Below are 15,736 nucleotides of genomic sequence, written 5' to 3'. Positions count from 1 at the left end.
GCACACAGTCCGGACAACCAATCTATGCAGCGGGCAGGGCGGTCGCCAATTGAATCCGCCTATGAAGCAGCGGTTTCCCATCTTGCCTGGAATGCGCCGAGTTGCATTGCGGCGCAGCAAAATCGCGCATCTGTCGCATCCGCGCGCATGAAAAAGGCCCGCCGGAGGCGAGCCTTGACTGATCAGACAGAAATCACCAGATCAGAATTTGTGGCGGACGCCCACGCCAAAGCTGTCGCCGTGCTCGATGCCGGTGATCTTGTCGTAGAAGTACGCCGCGTACAGGTCGGTGCGCTTGGACAGGTTGTAGTCGTAGGCCACCGCGAACGTATTTCGCTTGAAGCTCGCCACATCGTTCAGCGTCTTGTCATAGCTGTACGTGGCCAGCACGCTGCCTGCGCCTACCGGCACCGAAGCGCCGACCTGGCCGTTCATGTGCTTGATGTCGCCGTTGACGTTGGCGTTCACGTTGGTCTTGATGTACTGACCCTGCAGGAACACCTTGACGAGCTGGAAGTCGTACGAGGCACCCGCCTGGACGGCGGTCTGCTTGTCGAAGCCGGTGATGAACGCGTTCGTCGAATTGGTCAGGTCGAACGGCGCGTTGTCGAACTTCACTTGCTGGAACGCCACGGTGGCCGCGAGGTTGCCGGCGAAGTAGGTCACGTTGCCGCCCCACTTGTTCTTGCTGTTGCTGCCAGCCTGTTCGCCGAAGCCGTAGATGAAGTTGGCGGTCAGACCACCGAACGTCGGCGTGGAGTACACCAGCGAGTTGTTCCAGCCGGAATCGCCGATGATGCCCGGGTCGTACACGCGGCCGTTGTTGGCGGTGAAGTACGTGTGCCAGATCATCGGCGAGAACACGTACGAGTCGACCAGCGGGTTGAACAGGATCGTCGACACGAAGTACGGCGTGGTGTTGCGGCCCAGCTTGATGGTGCCGGCGGTGTCGTTCTGCAGGCCGACGTACGCGTTGCGGCTGAACATCGAGTCACCGTCGAAGCGGCCGCCGCGACCCGTGTCGGTGCGGAAGAAGCCGTTGAGGTCGAAGATGGCCTTGGTGCCGGCGCCCAGATCCTCGGTGCCCTTGATGCCCCAGTACGACGTCTGCATGCCGCCCGAGTTGGCCACCCAGGCACGATCATTAGTGCCGGGGTTCTTGATTCCACCGACGAACATATCGGCCTGGCCGTACAGCGTCACGCTGGACTGGGCCATTGCCGCGCCGGAAAAAAGGGTGGCCGCGATTGCCGCCAGCTTGAGCGCCGGCTTGTACTTGTGCTGCTGCTGCATGGTTTAGACCTCCGTGGTTGTAATGCTTGCTCAGAACGTTTCTTGTGTGCCGGAACCCTGATGGGCCTCTTCTCTGTCGTACCCTGGCACCGCTCGGAAGTCTGGCGGGCAGTGGGGACCGGCGATGCCGGGTACGTGATTGACAGCGTGTCGCACGCGTGGCGTCGTCGCTGAACGTTCCTGATTTCTCTCTCTTTTCTGGTGTGGCTTTTTTTCTCAGGCGGATACTAGGTCGTCCAGTCGGAACTGCGCAATGCGATGGATCTGATTGATGCAAGTTTGCAACTCGACCTCTGGGGCGTTATCGAGCCGCTTTGCAAAGGCGTCGATGATGCCGTGGCGGTCGTAGCCACGCACAGCCAGGATGAACGGGAAGCCAAACTTCTGGTTGTAGGCCGCGTTCAGGTCCTGCAGGCGTTTGAATTCCTCGGGCGTGCACTGGTCCAGGCCGGCGCCGGCCTGCTCCCGCGTGGACTCCGCGGTCAGCTCGCCGCGCACGGCGGCCTTGCCGGCCAGCTCCGGGTGGGCACGCACGAGCTTGAGCTGCGCGTCGCGCCCGGCGGTATCGACGGCGTCGCGCAGGGCCACCGCCAGCGCGGCGGCGTCGGCAAGCGGGCGCTGCTTCGCGGCTGCCTCGGCAAACCACGGGGAGTGTTCATAGATGCCACCGAGGACCTGGACGAATTCAGCCTCGGGCATCGCGTTCAGTTGGGCGATGGTGTGGGTCTGGCTCATGCCTGGCTCCGGTAGGGGTGGGTATCGATCCAATGGTGCGCGATATCGACACGCCGGCAGATCCACACCTTGTCGTGGCCCTGCACATAGTCAAGGAAACGCTGCAGCGCACGGAAACGCCCGGGGCGGCCCAGCAGTCGGCAGTGCATGCCGATCGACAGCATCTTGGGACGATCGAGGCCTTGCGGGTCACCCTCTGCGTACAGCACGTCGAACGCGTCCTTCAGGTACTGGAAGAACTGTTCGCCGGTGTTGAAACCTTGCGGCGTGGCAAAGCGCATGTCGTTGGAGTCCAGCGTGTACGGCACCACCAGGTGCGGCTTCTTTTCGCCACCGGTGACTTCCACCTCGGTCCAGAAGGGCAGGTCGTCGCCGTAGTAGTCGGCGTCATACAGCAGGCCGCCGTGCTCCACCACCAGGCGTCGCGTGTTGGGGCTGTCGCGGCCGGTGTACCAGCCGAGCGGCATCTCGCCAGTCAGGTCCTTGATGATCTGCATGCCGAGGCGCATGTGCTCGCGCTCGGTGGCTTCGTCCATGTCCTGGTAGTGGATCCAGCGGTAGCCGTGGCAGGCGATCTCGTGGCCGAGTTCGACGAAGGCGCGTGTCAGTTCGGGATGACGCTGCAGCGCCATCGACACGCCGAAGATCGTCAGCGGCAGCCCGCGTTGCTCGAACTCGCGCAGGATGCGCCAGACACCTGCGCGCGACCCGTACTCGTAGATGCCCTCCATGCTCATGTGCCGCGCCGGGTAGGACGCGGCGCCGACGATCTCGGACAGGAATTGCTCGGAGCCGGCGTCGCCGTGCAGCACGTTGTTCTCGCCGCCCTCCTCGTAATTGAGCACGAACTGCAGCGCGATGCGCGCACCGCCCGGCCAGCGGGCGTGCGGCGGCTGCGCGCCGTAGCCGATGAGATCGCGTGGATAGTTATCGTGTTTCATTTCTTGATGTCTGCTTCAGGAGAAAACTTCTGCTCGCGTGAGCGGGGCGCTGTTCACGTCTTTCATTGCCCCCGGCTGAAGCGCTTGTTGCTACGCAAAGCGCGTGCCAGAAGCTGCTCACGCGGGCCGGACGTCCGGTGGCGGTGGAGGCCAACTGTTGCCACCGAATTGTCGGTATCGATTGTCGAAATCAGATTGTCGAAATCACTCCGTGCCGTGGGAGTTGGCCGCGGCGTTGCGCATGGCTTCGTCGGCGGATTGCATGCCGTTGAAGAACAGATTCAGCGCGACGGCAACGATGGTGCCCAGCACGATGCCGCTGTGCGTGAACGGGTCGGTCCACTTGGGCAGGTACTGGAACAGCGTGGGGGACAACGTCGGGATCATGCCGAAACCGATCGAGATCGCCACGATGAACAGGTTGTGCCGGTTGCGGTTGAAATCGCACGAGCCCAGGATGCGGATACCGGTTGCCGCGACCATGCCGAACATCACGATGCCGGCGCCGCCGAGCACGAATTGCGGCACGGAGGCGACCACATGGGCCATCTTCGGGAACAGGCCGAACGCGATCAGGATCAGCCCGCCGGCTGCCGCCACGTAGCGCGAGCGCACGCCCGTCACGGTGACGAGGCCCACGTTCTGCGAGAACGAGGTGTACGGGAACGTGTTGAAGACGCCGCCAATCACGGTGCCTAGGCCGTCGGCGCGCAGGCCGGCGGTCAGGTCGCTGCGGCTCAGCTTGCGGCCGGTGATGTCGGACAGCGCCAGGAACATGCCGGTGGATTCCACCAGCGTGATCAGCATGACGATGCACATCGACAGGATGGCGGTGAGCTGGAACGTCGGCATGCCGAAGTGCAGCGGCGTGATGACAGCCACGAAGCTGGCTTCGTTCAGGCCCTCGAACGAGACCTTGCCGAAGGCCATGGCGACGAAGGTGCCGATGACGATGCCGAGCAGCACGGCACAGTTGGCCACCAGCCCGCGGCCGTACTTGCTCAGCAGCAGGATGACCAGCAGCACCAGGCCGGCGATGGCCAGGTTGCCGAGGTCGCCATAGGCGAGGTTGGGAACGTCCTTGACCACGCCATCGATCACGGCGCGCGTGGTGGGCTGGCCACCGCCGGCCCAGTTGATGCCAACGCGCATCAGGGACACGCCGATCAGCGTGATCACGGTGCCGGTTACCACCGGCGGAAAGAGCCCGAGCATGCGCCCCATCATCGGCGCCACGACGATGCCGAATATCCCGGAGGCGATCACCGCGCCGTAGATGCCCAGCAGGCCGACGTTCGGATCATTGCCGATGGCGATCATCGGTGCCACGGAGGCAAACGTGACGCCCATCATCACGGGCATGCGGATGCCGAACTTCCAGAAGCCGAACGCCTGGATCAGCGTGGCGAGGCCGGCGGCGAAGAGGTCGGCATTGATCAGGAACGCCAGCTGGTCCTTGGGCAGCTTGAGCGCGCCGCCAACAATCAGCGGCACGGCGACGGTGCCTGCGTACATCACCAGCACGTGCTGCAGGCCCAGCGCCAGCAATCGCCCGGAAGGCAGCCGCTCGTTGGTGAGGTCCGTGGGGACCGTGGTGCTTGCGGAATTCATGGGTTTGTCTCCTCTCCTTTGGTTTTGGATGGGAACGCTCGCCGGGAGTGACCGTGGCCTCTTGTCGGGGTCTCGCGCCGCGCCTCTTCAGGGCGTTGTCATTGGCGGGACGGGTGGGCCTGGCATCGGCAACAGGGGATGCTGTTGCCCGGCGGCGGGAACATCGTGCTAGGTGGAGTGACCCAGCACGCTGCGAAGATCGAAGTTGCCGGGCTCATCCGGCTGCACGCGGTCCGCGCAGGCGCCAAGGTGGTGCGCCATTCGCGACTGGGCCAGGGCGGCATCGCCCTGTTCCAGGGCGTCGAGGATGTCGTCGTGTTCGTCGAACGAGCACGCGTTGTGGCCTGGGGCTTCCACGCTGGCAATCATCAGCGTGGTGCGCGAGACCAGCCGGCGCATCATCGTGACCAGCAGTCCGTTGCCGGAGAGCTCGGCCAGTGCCGTGTGGAATTCGGCCGACAGGCGGATCCAGCGGGGGCGCTCGTGTGTCAGGAAGGCCTGGCGCTCGGCTTCCACCATCTTGCGCAGCGGGGCGATCACGGTGCGCACGTTGGGCAGGGACGCCAGCTTTTCCAGCACGGCACGCTCGAGCATCTGGCGCAACTCGAACATGTCATGGGCTTCGTCGGTGGACGGGCTGGCGATGAATGCGCCGCGGTTGGGCTCCAGGTCCACCAGGCCGTCGGCGGCCAGCCGGGACAGCACCTTGCGCACGGTATGGCGCGCGGTGGCATAGATCTCGCACAGCGAATGCTCGGTCAGCTTGGTGCGCGGCGGCAGCCGGTGCTCCATGATCGCGTCGTAGATCTCGTGGTACATGCGCTCCTCCACGGATCCCTTGCGGACCGGTTTGTTGTCGGAGGGGGTGAGTTGCGCTTCGGCCACGGCGGCAATGAGCTTGAGATTCTTGGACATCCTGGGCACTCGCAAAAGGAGTAGAGGCGATGGTCAGCGATCCTATCGAGTGGTCACAGGCTGAACATCACGGGTCTTGATGTCGGTCATATGGGCTCGTGGATCTAAAAATTGTTGACAATTATTTGGATATGCAAGCACTATTGTCAACAAAACCGACCACGGTTTTCGACAACTACGGGTAATCACCGAGTTGTCAACGGGATAGGGCAGGCGCATTGTCGCCACGCACCAATCCAGCGCCGGGATGCGTTAAAACACGTACCGAGCGGGCACCATTCCCACAAATGGTGCTAGTGAAGGCAGCGGCGCCCCTCACAACCCACACTCCAAAGGAAGAACAGGATGGGACGCTTGACCACTCACGTTCTCGACACGGCAACCGGCAAGCCCGGGCAGGCCATGTCGGTCATTCTTCATAAAATTGTCGACAATCGTCGCGAGACGCTGAAGCGGGTCGTGACCAACCACGATGGCCGTTGCGACCAGCCTCTGCTGGAAGGCGCGGACCTCGTGGCGGGCGTGTACGAACTCGAATTCGGCGCCGGCGACTATTTCCGTGCCCAGGGCGTCAAGTTGCCCGAACCGGCATTCCTCGACGTGGTGACGCTGCGCTTCGGCATTGCCGACACGGCCGCGCACTACCACGTGCCGCTGCTGGTGTCGCCGTGGTCGTACTCGACCTACCGCGGCAGCTGAAGACAGGCGGACGGGAATAAAGGAGACAAGTCATGGAAGGCTACATTCTCGACTGGGCCAATCTGCTGCTGCGCTGGGTGCACGTCATCACGGCCATCGCGTGGATCGGTTCCTCGTTCTATTTTGTCTGGCTGGATAACAGCCTGACGCGCCCGCAAGCGCCCGACCTGCAGGAAAAGGGTGTTGACGGCGAACTCTGGGCCGTGCACGGCGGCGGTTTCTACAACCCGCAGAAGTACCTGACCGCGCCCAAATCCCTGCCGGAGAATCTGCACTGGTTCTACTGGGAGTCATATTCCACGTGGATGACGGGCTTTGGCCTGCTAGTGGTGCTGTACCTGTTCAATGCCAGCACCTACCTGATCGACAGGAGCGTGTTCGACATGTCGCCCGGAGCGGCGGTCGGCTTCGCGATCTCGTACCTGATCATCGGCTGGGTGGTGTATGACGCGATCTGCCGCGTCTTCGGCAAGAGTGACCGTACCGTCGGGATCATGGTGGCGATCTACGTGGCGGTGGCTGCGTATCTGGCCTGCCATATCTTCTCGGGTCGCGCGGCGTTCCTGCTGACTGGCGCGATGATCGCGACGATCATGAGCGGCAACGTGCTGGTGTGGATCATCCCGGGCCAGCGCAAGGTGGTGGCGGCGCTGAAGGCTGGACAGCCGGTGGACCCTATCCACGGCAAGCGCGGCAAGCAGCGCAGTGTGCACAACACGTACTTCACGCTGCCGGTGCTGTTCGCGATGCTGTCCAACCACTACAGCATGACGTACGCGCACAAGTACAACTGGGCGGTGCTGATCCTGATCATGCTGGCTGGTGTGCTGATTCGCCAGTTCTTCATCCTGAAGCACAAGGGCAAGATCAACGTCGCATGGCCGGCTGCCGGTGTCGCCCTGCTGGGTGTGGTGGCCGTGATGATCGCGCCGCAACCGCGTCAGCAGGTGGCCAGCAACAATGGCGGTGCCGACGCCGCCAATGCGGTGAGTTTCGTGAAGGTGCAGGAAATCATCAATACGCGTTGCGTGCAGTGTCACGCCGAGGCGCCGAAGATGATGCCAACCGCCGCCAAGGGCATCAAGCTGGACACGGTGGACGAAATCAAGGCGCATGCACAGCTGATCTACCAGCAGGCCGTGCAGCAGAAGGCGATGCCGCTGGGCAACGTCACGCAGATCACGGACGATGAGCGCGCGCTGCTGGGCCAGTGGTTCGAGGGCGGTGCCAAGACCGCTAACTGATTTGACCGGGCATCGGTGATCGACGGTCCGGCGGCTGTGCAGTCGGCAGTCAGCAGTACCGGACCGGCGAGGGTTTGAACGGGGCGAAAGCCCCGTTTTTTTATGGGCGCGTGGCGGCCGTATTCAGCCGCCGATATTGAAGAGCGCCAGCAGCCCCAGCACCAGGAAAATCGCCGCGGCAATCTTGTGCACGAGGGCGATCGGCATCTTGTTGGCAAAGCGATCGCCCAGCAACACGGCGGGCGCGTTGGCCAGCATCATGCCAAAGGTGGTGCCGGCCACTACGGCGATGACTTCGCCATGAAAGCGCGCGGCCAGCGCCACGGTGGCGATTTGCGTCTTGTCGCCCATTTCCGCGAAGAAGAAGGCCACGATCGTGGTACCGAGGATGCCGATGGCGCCCTTGACCGGCTTGGCCTGCTCGGCTTCATCGAGCTTGTCGGGAATCAGCATCCAGCCGGCCATGGCAATAAAGCCCAGGCCAAGAATCCAGCGCAGCAGGTTGGCACCGAGCACTTGTGTGATCCATCCCCCCAGGGCGCCGGCAAAGCCGTGATTGACCAGCGTGGCGATCAGGATGCCAAGGATGATGGGGATGGGTTTCCGGTAGCGTGCGGCCAGGACGAGGGACAGCAATTGCGTCTTGTCGCCCATTTCGGCGAGCGCGACGATACCTGTGGAGACGAGGAAGGATTCCATTCTTATGGGATGTGAACCGGGCCGCAATGCATCGCGAGATGCCAATGACGCACACCTTTCCCGGCCCGGCCAGAAAGGTGAGGTCATCGGTCTCGCCAGGCACTGGACACATGGCAGGCCTTGCAGGCTGCCAGGGTCCGGAGCTACGTACGCCATAACCGTATCCGGTCAAGTCTGTTGACGTACGCCCCTGTCTCCCGGATGCCGCATTGCGCGGCGCGGTGAGATCAGGGCGGCTACTCCCCAATGGAAGCCGCAATTGTAACGATGGCGGTGCACAAAGTCCACCGCCACGTGGTGCGCAAGGGAGAGCGGTTGTGTGACGTATCAGGCCGGCACGGGCGAATTCTCGCTGGTCTGGCGACCGCGAAAATCGGTCCAGCACAGGGCCTTGAAGTCATAGAGCTTGCAGCGGCGCGCGGTGTGGAAATACCAGCGCCACGAGAAGTTCTCGATGATGATGCGGCCGGGCAGCGCGTGTTCCAGCATTGCCTGGGCGCGCTTGAGACGGTAGAGCGGCACGCTCATGTCCACGTGATGCGCGGTGTGTTCCATGATGTGATGGAGCGCGGCGCCGATGCCGTAGCGGAAGCGCAGGTGAACCGTGGTGGACACGAACGGCTGTGCCTTGGCCCACATGGCCTTGGTGTCGTACCAGGCCACGCTGGTATGCGTGTGGTGGACGTACAGCACAAAGCCGACCGTCAGGTTCCAGATCAGGAACGGCAGCACGAAGCCGGTGCCGACCAGCAGCAGGATCGATTGCCCCGTCGCCACGGCAAGCCAGGCCAGCGCGCCGATCCACAGGACGCCGAAGGCCGCCACGAGCGTGCAGTCCCACAGGAAGATGGCGCGGCGCGTGGCCATCTGGCGCTTGCTCGGGAAGAACAGCTTGCACCACCAGATCTCGATCAGGTAGTAGAGACCCGCGCCCAATCCGTTGCGGTAGACGCGTTCCATCACACGACGCCAGCGCGGCAGCGCACGGAATTCCTCCAGGGAGTAGGGCGCCCAGACGAAGTCGAAACCCTTGAGGTTGGTGTAGCCGTGATGCACCACGTTGTGGCCGACTTCCCACAGGCTGTAAGGCGTCAGCGACGGCAGGAACGTCAGCCGTCCGAGCCACTTGTTCAGGCCGCGGCGGTCCGTCAGGCTCTGGTGGCAGGCGTCGTGGCCGATGATGAACAGCCGTGCGATGACCAGCCCGGCCAGCACGCCAAGGCCGGTCTTGGCCCACCACTGCGGCACCAGCGCCACGCCTGCCAGGACGGCGGCGAAGAACGCGTAGTCGAGCGCGAACAGGAACAGCGCGCGCGGCGTGCTGCGCTGGCCAAGCGGAATCAGCCAGCTGCGGATGGTCTTGCGATTGGGAAAGGGTGCTTCGAACGCGATCGGTTCGGGCAGGGGGATGTTGGTGTCGCGATGCGGGGGCGTCGAGATCCGGAGGTCCGGCGGCGTGGAAACCGCTTCGCCGGGCATGGCCGGTGAAAAATGGCTGGGTCGGGCAGTCATGAAAGCCTTCAGTGGTCTGTCGGCACGCGCCAGTATGGGACGGGCGCGCGGGGCGAATGCGACAGACTAGAAGGGTTTGATGACGATTGTGTTGATTCGGGTCAAGGCGCGTTTTGAACGCTCCATATTATGGCGCGTAGCGCGCACTGACCGTCGCATGGGGCGCCCGCCCCCGCACACGATCAGACCGCCAGTTCCCGGGTGGCCTCGCCCATGATGTAGACGTTGTCGACCACGCGGTCATCGCCCAGCATCGCAAACGCGAACAGCTGCTCCTCCAGCGTTTCCGAGCGGCTGCTGCGCCGCGCGATCAGTGGCGTGGCTTCCGGGTCCAGCACCACGAAATCCGCCTCGCAGCCCACGCTGAAGCTGCCGATGCGGTCCTGCCATCCCAGTGCCTCCGCGGCGGCGCGCGTGGCCAGATAGAACATGCGCAGCGCGGTCAGGTGATAGCCGCCCATGCGCGCCACCTTGTGGGCCGCGTTCATCGTACGGAACATCGAAAACGATGTCCCGCCGCCGACGTCCGTCGCCAGCGTCACATTCAGGCGGTGCGCGTCCGACTGGTGGAAGTCATAGAAGCCGCTGCCCAGGAACAGGTTGGACGTGGGGCAGTGCGCCACGGCGGCGCCGCTATCCGACAGGCGGCGGCGGTCCTCCGGGTCCAGGTAGATGGCGTGGCCGTAGAAGGCGCCCGGGCGCAGCAGGCTGTAGCGGTCGTAGACGTCCAGGTAACTGCGCGCATCGGGAAACAGCTCGGCCACCCATTTCACTTCGTCGCGGTTTTCCGCCACGTGGGTCTGGATGAAGGCGTCCGGATGGGCCCTGGCCAGTTCGCCACAGGCGGCAAGCTGCGCTTCGGTCGACGTCGGCGCAAAGCGCGGCGTGATGGCATAGGCCAGTCGGTCCTTGTTGTGCCATCGGGAAATCAGGTCGGCGGAATCGCGCGCGCCACTCTCGGCCGTGTCGCGCAGGAATTCCGGGCAGTTGCGATCCATCATCACCTTGCCGGTGATCATGCGCAGGTTGCGCTCCTGGCTGGCTGCAAACAGCGCGTCGGCGGACGTGGCGTGCACCGTGCTCCAGACCATTGCTGTCGTGGTGCCGTTGCGCAGCAATTCGTCCGTGAAGAAGTCGGCCACCGCGCGCGCGTAGGCCGGCTCGCTGAAGCGGCGCTCCTCGGGGAAGGTGTAGGTGTCCAGCCAGTGCAGCAGGCCCGGGGACGGCGACGCGATGATATCCGTCTGCGGATAGTGGATATGGGTGTCGATGAACCCCGGCACGATCAGCTTGCCGCGGTGGTCGACGATCTCCGCGCCGGCTGGGACGTCGCGGGCCAGGTCTTCATACAGGCCGACGGCGGCAATGCGACCGGCCGTCACGATCATCAGGCCGTCTTCCCAATACTCATAGGCATCCTCATGGAACTGCGGGTCGCGCAGAAAGTGGAGGATGCGGCCGCGGATCGCGCGGGTGACGGCACCGTTGGTGCCCGGGGCAGGGGAAGTCGTCGTCATGGTCTTGTCTCGGGGCGGCCGGACCCCCCGCCCGGGGGCGGACGCAGGCGTCCGGCGTTCTTGGTATGCGCCCGGTCAGGTCGTGGGAGTCACGGGGGCCGTCGCGGGCGGGGACGTGGGCGTGGACGACCAGAAGTGATCGACCTCCGCCAGGAACTCGGCCTTCTGCACGGGGGGCAGGAAGGCCGCTTCAAAACTGTTGCGCGCGAGCTTGTGGGCATCGGCCGCATCCAGCGGCAGGGCGTCGAACGACGCCTCCCAGTTCGCGTTCATGTAGCCGCCGAAGTAGGCCGGATCGTCCGAGTGCAGCGTGACGGCGACGCCGGCATCGAGCAGCCGCTTCATCGGGTGATTGCGCAGGTCGGGATGGACCATCAGCTTCTGGTTCGACAGCGGGCACACGGTCAGCGCGATCCGCTCGCGGGCCAGGCGCTGCACGAGCGCCTCGTCCTCGATGGCGCGCACGCCGTGGTCGATGCGTTCCACATGCAGGATGTCCAGCGCATCGGTCACGTATTGCGGCGGGCCTTCCTCGCCGGCATGGGCGACCAGGTGCAGGCCAAGTGCCTTCGCCTTCGCAAACACCCGGGCGAACTTCTCGGGCGGATGGCCGCGCTCGGACGAATCCAGGCCCACGCCGACAAAGCGGTCGCGATACGGTAGCGCGGCCTCCAGCGTGGCGAACGCGTCCTCTTCGGACAGGTGGCGCAGGAAGCAGAGGATGAGGCTGCTGGAAAAATCGTACTCCGTGCGCGCCTGCGCCAGGGCATCGGCAATGCCGTCGATCACGACGCCCATCGGCACGCCGCGCGCGGTATGGGTCTGCGGGTCGAAAAAGATCTCGGCATGGCGGACGTTGTCGGCGGCGGCGCGCTTGACGTAGTCCATCGTCATGTCGAAGAAATCTTCCTCGGTGAGCAGCACGCTGGCGCCCGCGTAGTAGATGTCCAGGAACGACTGCAGGTCGGTGAAGGCATAGGCGGCGCGCAGCGCCTCCACGCTCGGGTACGGCAGTTGGACGTTGTTGCGCTGAGCCAGCCTGAAGATGCGCTCGGGTTCGAGCGTGCCTTCGATATGCACGTGCAGTTCGGCCTTTGGGGTACGGCGGATCATGTCCGCGAGCGCGGCATCGATGGTCATGGGGCCTCTTGTGGTCTTGACGGCGGCCGGGTTGCGGTCACACCGGGTTACGGATGCATCGCCGTCGCCTGGCTCGCGGTCAGCGCGGCAAGGCGCTGGTCGCGGACCTGGAGCAACTGGGCGACGATGGCTACCGCAATCATAGCCGGTGCCTTGTCCGTAATGCCGGAGACTCCCATGGGACATGTCATTTCCGGGAACCGCGCCGGGTCGATCCCGTGCTCGGCCATCCGGTGCTCGAACTTTGCGCGCTTGGTCCTGGATCCGATCAGCCCGAAGTAGGCGTAGTCCGTGCGGCGGAAGATCCGCTCGCACAGCGCCTGGTCCAGCGCATGGCTGTGCGTCATGACGATGAAGTACGCGCCGGCCGGGGCCTGGTCGACCACGGCTTCGGCGGAATCGGTCGCTTCGGCCTCCACGTTGTCGGGCAGGCCGGCCGGGAACAGCGTGTCCCGTTCGTCGACCCAGTGCACCCGGCAGGGCAGCGTGGCCAGCACCTTGACCAGCGCATGGCCGACGTGGCCCGCGCCGAACAACACCACGTGCATCTCGTCCGGCACGAGCGTATCGGTCCACGCCCCATCGGCTTCGAGATCCACCGCAGGCAGCAGCGCGCGGCTCGGCGTCACCGCGATGGCGCCCGTGGTCCGCACGGTGCGTTCCAGCGACTTGCCGGCCGCGAAGGCCGCTTCCACCGCATCGAGCCACGCCAGGTCGTCCTGCCCAAGCACCTCGAACGCCAGCTGCACCACGCCGCCGCAGCACTGCCCCAGCGCGGGTCCGAGCGGAATCCGCTCGATGCGGCGCGGCGGGCGCGCTTCGGACAACATCGCGCGCGCGATATCCATGCCGCGCCATTCCAGATGGCCGCCGCCGATCGTGCCGACCAGATCGTCGGCCGTCACCAGCATGCGGATGCCGGCCTCGCGTGGGGCGGAGCCCTTGACGTCGACGATGGTGACCATCGCCACCGGCACGCCGGCGCGCACCAGGCGGGCGGCGTCGGCGAAATGGAATGGCTTGAGCGGAGCGTCCTGCATGATCGATACCTCAGACGGCAACCGCCGTCTCCTGCCTTGTTGCAATGCCGGCTTGCACGGCTTCCACGGCGTCCAGAATCGCCTCGCTGGTCGCCGGGGCGCGCAGCGGCGGGTTGATCCGATAGTCGCCCACAGCCGCGATGGCGTCGCGGATCGCGAAGAACACCGAGAACGGCAGCAGCAGGGGCGGCTCGCCCACGGCCTTGGAGCGATGGATGCTGTCCTCGACGTTACGGTTCTGGAACAGCCGCACGTTGAACGCTTCCGGGCAGTCGTTGATCGTCGGAATCTTGTAGGTGGACGGCGCGTGCGTCATCAGCTTGCCGTTCTGGTTCCACCACAGTTCCTCGGTCGTCAGCCAGCCCATGCCCTGGATGAACGCGCCTTCCACCTGGCCGATGTCGATGGCGGGGTTGAGCGACTTGCCGGCGTCGTGCAAGGCATCGGCGCGCAGCAGCTTCCATTCGCCGGTCAGCGTGTCGACCAGTACCTCGGAGCACGCGGCGCCGTAGGCGAAGTAGTAGAACGGCCGGCCGTGCAGCTTGCTCTGGTCCCAGTGCAGCTTGGGCGTGGTGTAGAAGCCGTCGGACCAGAGCTGCACGCGGGCCACGTAGGCCTCGCGGGCGAGGTCACCAAAGGACAGGCGGAGTTCGCCGGCCACGACCAGGTCGTCGCCAAAGCGCACGGTATCGGCATCGACGCCGGCCTTGCGCGCGGCGAAGGCAGCCAGGCGCTCGCGGATCTGGCGTGCGGCGTCCTGCGCGGCCTTGCCGTTCAGGTCCGCGCCGGTCGAGGCGGCCGTGGCCGACGTATTGGCCACCTTGCTCGTGTCCGTGGCCGTCACGCGCACCCGCTCCATGCGGATGCCAAGCTCGTGCGCCACGACCATCGCCACCTTGGTGTTCAGGCCCTGGCCCATTTCCGTGCCGCCGTGGTTCACCAGCACCGAGCCGTCGTTGTAGACGTGAACCAGCGCGCCGGCCTGGTTGAAGTGGGCGACGTTGAACGAGATGCCGAACTTCACCGGGGTGATGGCGATGCCCTTCTTGAGCACTGGGCTGGTCGCGTTGAACGCGCGCGTGGCGGCGCGGCGGGCCTGGTATTCGCTGGATGCCACGAGTTCGTCCATCAGCTCGTGGATGACGTTGTCTTCCACGGTCTGGCCGTACGGCGTGACGTTGCGCTCGCCCTTGCCATAGAAGTTGGCGCGGCGCACTTCGAGCGAATCCTTGCCGACGTTGCGCGCGATGTTGTCGAGGATGTACTCGATCGCGAACGCGCCCTGCGGGCCGCCAAAGCCGCGGAAGGCGGTATTGCTCTGCGTATTGGTCTTGCCGCAGTAGCCGTCGATCTGCACGTTCGGCAGCCAGTAGGCGTTGTCGAAGTGGCAGATGGCGCGGGTCATCACCGGGCCCGAGAGATCGGCCGAAAAGCCCGCGCGCGACACCATTTCCACCTGCACACCCTCGATGCGCCCGGTGTCGTCGTGACCCACTTCGAAGTCGAACACGAAGTCATGGCGCTTGCCGGTGATCATCATGTCGTCGTCGCGGTCCGGACGCATCTTGACCGGGCACAGCAGCTTCCATGCGGCCAGCGCGGCGCAGCAGGCAAACATCGCCGACTGCGATTCCTTGCCGCCGAAGCCGCCACCCATGCGACGGCATTCCACCAGCACCTGGTGCGCGTGCCAGCCCAGCATGTGGGCCACGGCGTGCTGCATTTCGGTCGGGTGCTGGGTGGAGCACCACACGTGCATGCCGTCGTTTTCGCGCGGCGCGGCGTAGGCGATCTGGCCTTCGAGGTAGAACTGTTCCTGGCCGCCGAGGCGGATCTCGCCACCATCGCGATGAGCGGCGCCGTCGATGTGGCGGCGTGGCTCGCCGCGCTTCAGGTGCATCGGCGGCAGCACGTAGCTGCCCGCGGCATGCGCGGCCTCCGGCGACAGCACGGGCGGCAGGTCTTCATAGTCGATCTCGGCCAGGCGGGCGGCGCGGCGCGCGGCATCGTGCGACGTCGCCACCACCACGAAGATCGGCTGGCCGATGAACTGGACCACATCCCTGGCGAGGATCGGGTCGTCGTGGATGATCGGGCCGCAATCGTTGACGCCCGGAATGTCGTCCACGGTCAGCACGGCCACCACGCCGGGCGCCGCGCGCACCTTGTCGAGCGACATCGACTTCATACGCGCATGAGCGCGGGTGCTCATGCCCAGCGCGGCGTGCAGCGTGCCGGCCAGTTCCGGGATGTCGTCGGTATAGGTGGCCGTGCCGGCCACGTGCAGGTGCGCCGACTCGTGCGGGCGGGAGATGCCGACTTGCGGCGACGATTCCGCCGCCACGCTGGCGTCGAGCAGGAAGGGTTCGGTTTGCTTGTTCATGCTGGCT

At 64.9% G+C, this 15,736-nt stretch carries 13 protein-coding genes and 1 riboswitch; of the genes, 2 read left to right on the top strand and 11 right to left on the bottom strand.

The genetic code is table 11. The annotated features are described in order from the left end of the window. Positions 1-201: 201 nt before the first annotated feature. The 5 genes from BLR29_RS20405 to BLR29_RS20385 all read right to left on the bottom strand — a co-directional run bounded on the left by BLR29_RS20405 (position 202) and on the right by BLR29_RS20385 (position 5,495). Positions 202-1,293, bottom strand: a complete 1,092-nt coding sequence (locus tag BLR29_RS20405; RefSeq protein ID WP_092138915.1) for a porin — start codon at positions 1,291-1,293, stop codon at positions 202-204. A 216-nt stretch (positions 1,294-1,509) separates the two neighbouring features. After that, complete coding sequence (gene uraD / locus BLR29_RS20400; RefSeq protein WP_092138914.1) at positions 1,510-2,028, bottom strand: 2-oxo-4-hydroxy-4-carboxy-5-ureidoimidazoline decarboxylase; 519 nt, start codon at positions 2,026-2,028, stop codon at positions 1,510-1,512. Further along, positions 2,025-2,969: an allantoinase PuuE gene (puuE, locus tag BLR29_RS20395; protein WP_092138912.1), complete on the bottom strand. Its 945-nt coding sequence runs from the start codon at positions 2,967-2,969 to the stop codon at positions 2,025-2,027. The genes uraD and puuE overlap by 4 nt, the downstream gene beginning before the upstream one ends. A gap of 204 nt (positions 2,970-3,173) precedes the next feature. After that, positions 3,174-4,580 carry a nucleobase:cation symporter-2 family protein gene (locus tag BLR29_RS20390; protein ID WP_092138910.1) on the bottom strand — a complete coding sequence of 469 codons (1,407 nt, stop codon included), beginning with the start codon at positions 4,578-4,580 and terminating at the stop codon, positions 3,174-3,176. 168 nt (positions 4,581-4,748) lie between these two features. Then, positions 4,749-5,495: a GntR family transcriptional regulator gene (locus BLR29_RS20385; RefSeq protein WP_092138908.1), complete on the bottom strand. Its 747-nt coding sequence runs from the start codon at positions 5,493-5,495 to the stop codon at positions 4,749-4,751. Positions 5,496-5,840: 345 nt separating this feature from the next. On the opposite strand from BLR29_RS20385, the gene uraH reads away from it, so the two are divergent. Together uraH and BLR29_RS20375 are read left to right on the top strand one after the other, a co-directional pair. Then, complete coding sequence (uraH, locus tag BLR29_RS20380; protein ID WP_092138906.1) at positions 5,841-6,194, top strand: hydroxyisourate hydrolase; 354 nt, start codon at positions 5,841-5,843, stop codon at positions 6,192-6,194. 32 nt (positions 6,195-6,226) lie between these two features. Then, complete coding sequence (locus BLR29_RS20375) at positions 6,227-7,438, top strand: urate hydroxylase PuuD (RefSeq protein ID WP_092138904.1); 1,212 nt, start codon at positions 6,227-6,229, stop codon at positions 7,436-7,438. Between the two features lie 123 nt (positions 7,439-7,561). Here BLR29_RS20375 and BLR29_RS20370 read toward each other — a convergent pair whose 3' ends face one another. The 6 genes from BLR29_RS20370 to xdhB form a co-directional block, all read right to left on the bottom strand. Continuing rightward, the gene (locus BLR29_RS20370; RefSeq protein WP_092138902.1) at positions 7,562-8,137 is read right to left on the bottom strand and encodes a TMEM165/GDT1 family protein; all 576 of its coding nucleotides are present in this window, start codon (positions 8,135-8,137) and stop codon (positions 7,562-7,564) included. 62 nt (positions 8,138-8,199) lie between these two features. Then, positions 8,200-8,399, bottom strand: a riboswitch (yybP-ykoY riboswitch). Between the two features lie 65 nt (positions 8,400-8,464). Then, entirely contained in the window at positions 8,465-9,649 is a 1,185-nt protein-coding gene (locus BLR29_RS20365) for a fatty acid desaturase (protein ID WP_092138900.1), read from the bottom strand. A gap of 182 nt (positions 9,650-9,831) precedes the next feature. Continuing rightward, positions 9,832-11,166, bottom strand: coding sequence for a guanine deaminase (gene guaD, locus BLR29_RS20360; RefSeq protein WP_092138898.1), 1,335 nt, complete (start codon positions 11,164-11,166; stop codon positions 9,832-9,834). 75 nt (positions 11,167-11,241) lie between these two features. Next, on the bottom strand, positions 11,242-12,306 hold the full coding sequence (locus BLR29_RS20355) for an adenosine deaminase (RefSeq protein ID WP_092138896.1): 1,065 nt from the start codon (positions 12,304-12,306) through the stop codon (positions 11,242-11,244). A gap of 47 nt (positions 12,307-12,353) precedes the next feature. Beyond that, entirely contained in the window at positions 12,354-13,346 is a 993-nt protein-coding gene (gene xdhC, locus BLR29_RS20350; RefSeq protein WP_092139170.1) for a xanthine dehydrogenase accessory protein XdhC, read from the bottom strand. Positions 13,347-13,356: 10 nt separating this feature from the next. Continuing rightward, positions 13,357-15,729 carry a xanthine dehydrogenase molybdopterin binding subunit gene (gene xdhB / locus BLR29_RS20345; RefSeq protein ID WP_092138894.1) on the bottom strand — a complete coding sequence of 791 codons (2,373 nt, stop codon included), beginning with the start codon at positions 15,727-15,729 and terminating at the stop codon, positions 13,357-13,359. Positions 15,730-15,736: the final 7 nt, after the last annotated feature.

The sequence above is a fragment of the Cupriavidus sp. YR651 genome, assembly GCF_900101625.1.
Classification (GTDB): Bacteria; Pseudomonadota; Gammaproteobacteria; order Burkholderiales; family Burkholderiaceae; genus Cupriavidus.
The sequence above is the reverse complement of the archived record's forward strand: the minus strand, read 5'-3'. Positions and strand labels throughout refer to the sequence as shown.

Bases quoted from the DNA above. Each gene is read 5' to 3' on its own strand.
- BLR29_RS20405 (WP_092138915.1), bottom strand. From the start codon at position 1,293: ATGCAGCAGCAGCACAAGTACAAGCCGGCGCTCAAGCTGGCGGCAATC.
- uraD (WP_092138914.1), bottom strand. From the start codon at position 2,028: ATGAGCCAGACCCACACCATCGCCCAACTGAACGCGATGCCCGAGGCT.
- puuE (WP_092138912.1), bottom strand. From the start codon at position 2,969: ATGAAACACGATAACTATCCACGCGATCTCATCGGCTACGGCGCGCAG.
- BLR29_RS20390 (WP_092138910.1), bottom strand. From the start codon at position 4,580: ATGAATTCCGCAAGCACCACGGTCCCCACGGACCTCACCAACGAGCGG.
- BLR29_RS20385 (WP_092138908.1), bottom strand. From the start codon at position 5,495: ATGTCCAAGAATCTCAAGCTCATTGCCGCCGTGGCCGAAGCGCAACTC.
- uraH (WP_092138906.1), top strand. From the start codon at position 5,841: ATGGGACGCTTGACCACTCACGTTCTCGACACGGCAACCGGCAAGCCC.
- BLR29_RS20375 (WP_092138904.1), top strand. From the start codon at position 6,227: ATGGAAGGCTACATTCTCGACTGGGCCAATCTGCTGCTGCGCTGGGTG.
- BLR29_RS20370 (WP_092138902.1), bottom strand. From the start codon at position 8,137: ATGGAATCCTTCCTCGTCTCCACAGGTATCGTCGCGCTCGCCGAAATG.
- BLR29_RS20365 (WP_092138900.1), bottom strand. From the start codon at position 9,649: ATGACTGCCCGACCCAGCCATTTTTCACCGGCCATGCCCGGCGAAGCG.
- guaD (WP_092138898.1), bottom strand. From the start codon at position 11,166: ATGACGACGACTTCCCCTGCCCCGGGCACCAACGGTGCCGTCACCCGC.
- BLR29_RS20355 (WP_092138896.1), bottom strand. From the start codon at position 12,306: ATGACCATCGATGCCGCGCTCGCGGACATGATCCGCCGTACCCCAAAG.
- xdhC (WP_092139170.1), bottom strand. From the start codon at position 13,346: ATGCAGGACGCTCCGCTCAAGCCATTCCATTTCGCCGACGCCGCCCGC.
- xdhB (WP_092138894.1), bottom strand. From the start codon at position 15,729: ATGAACAAGCAAACCGAACCCTTCCTGCTCGACGCCAGCGTGGCGGCG.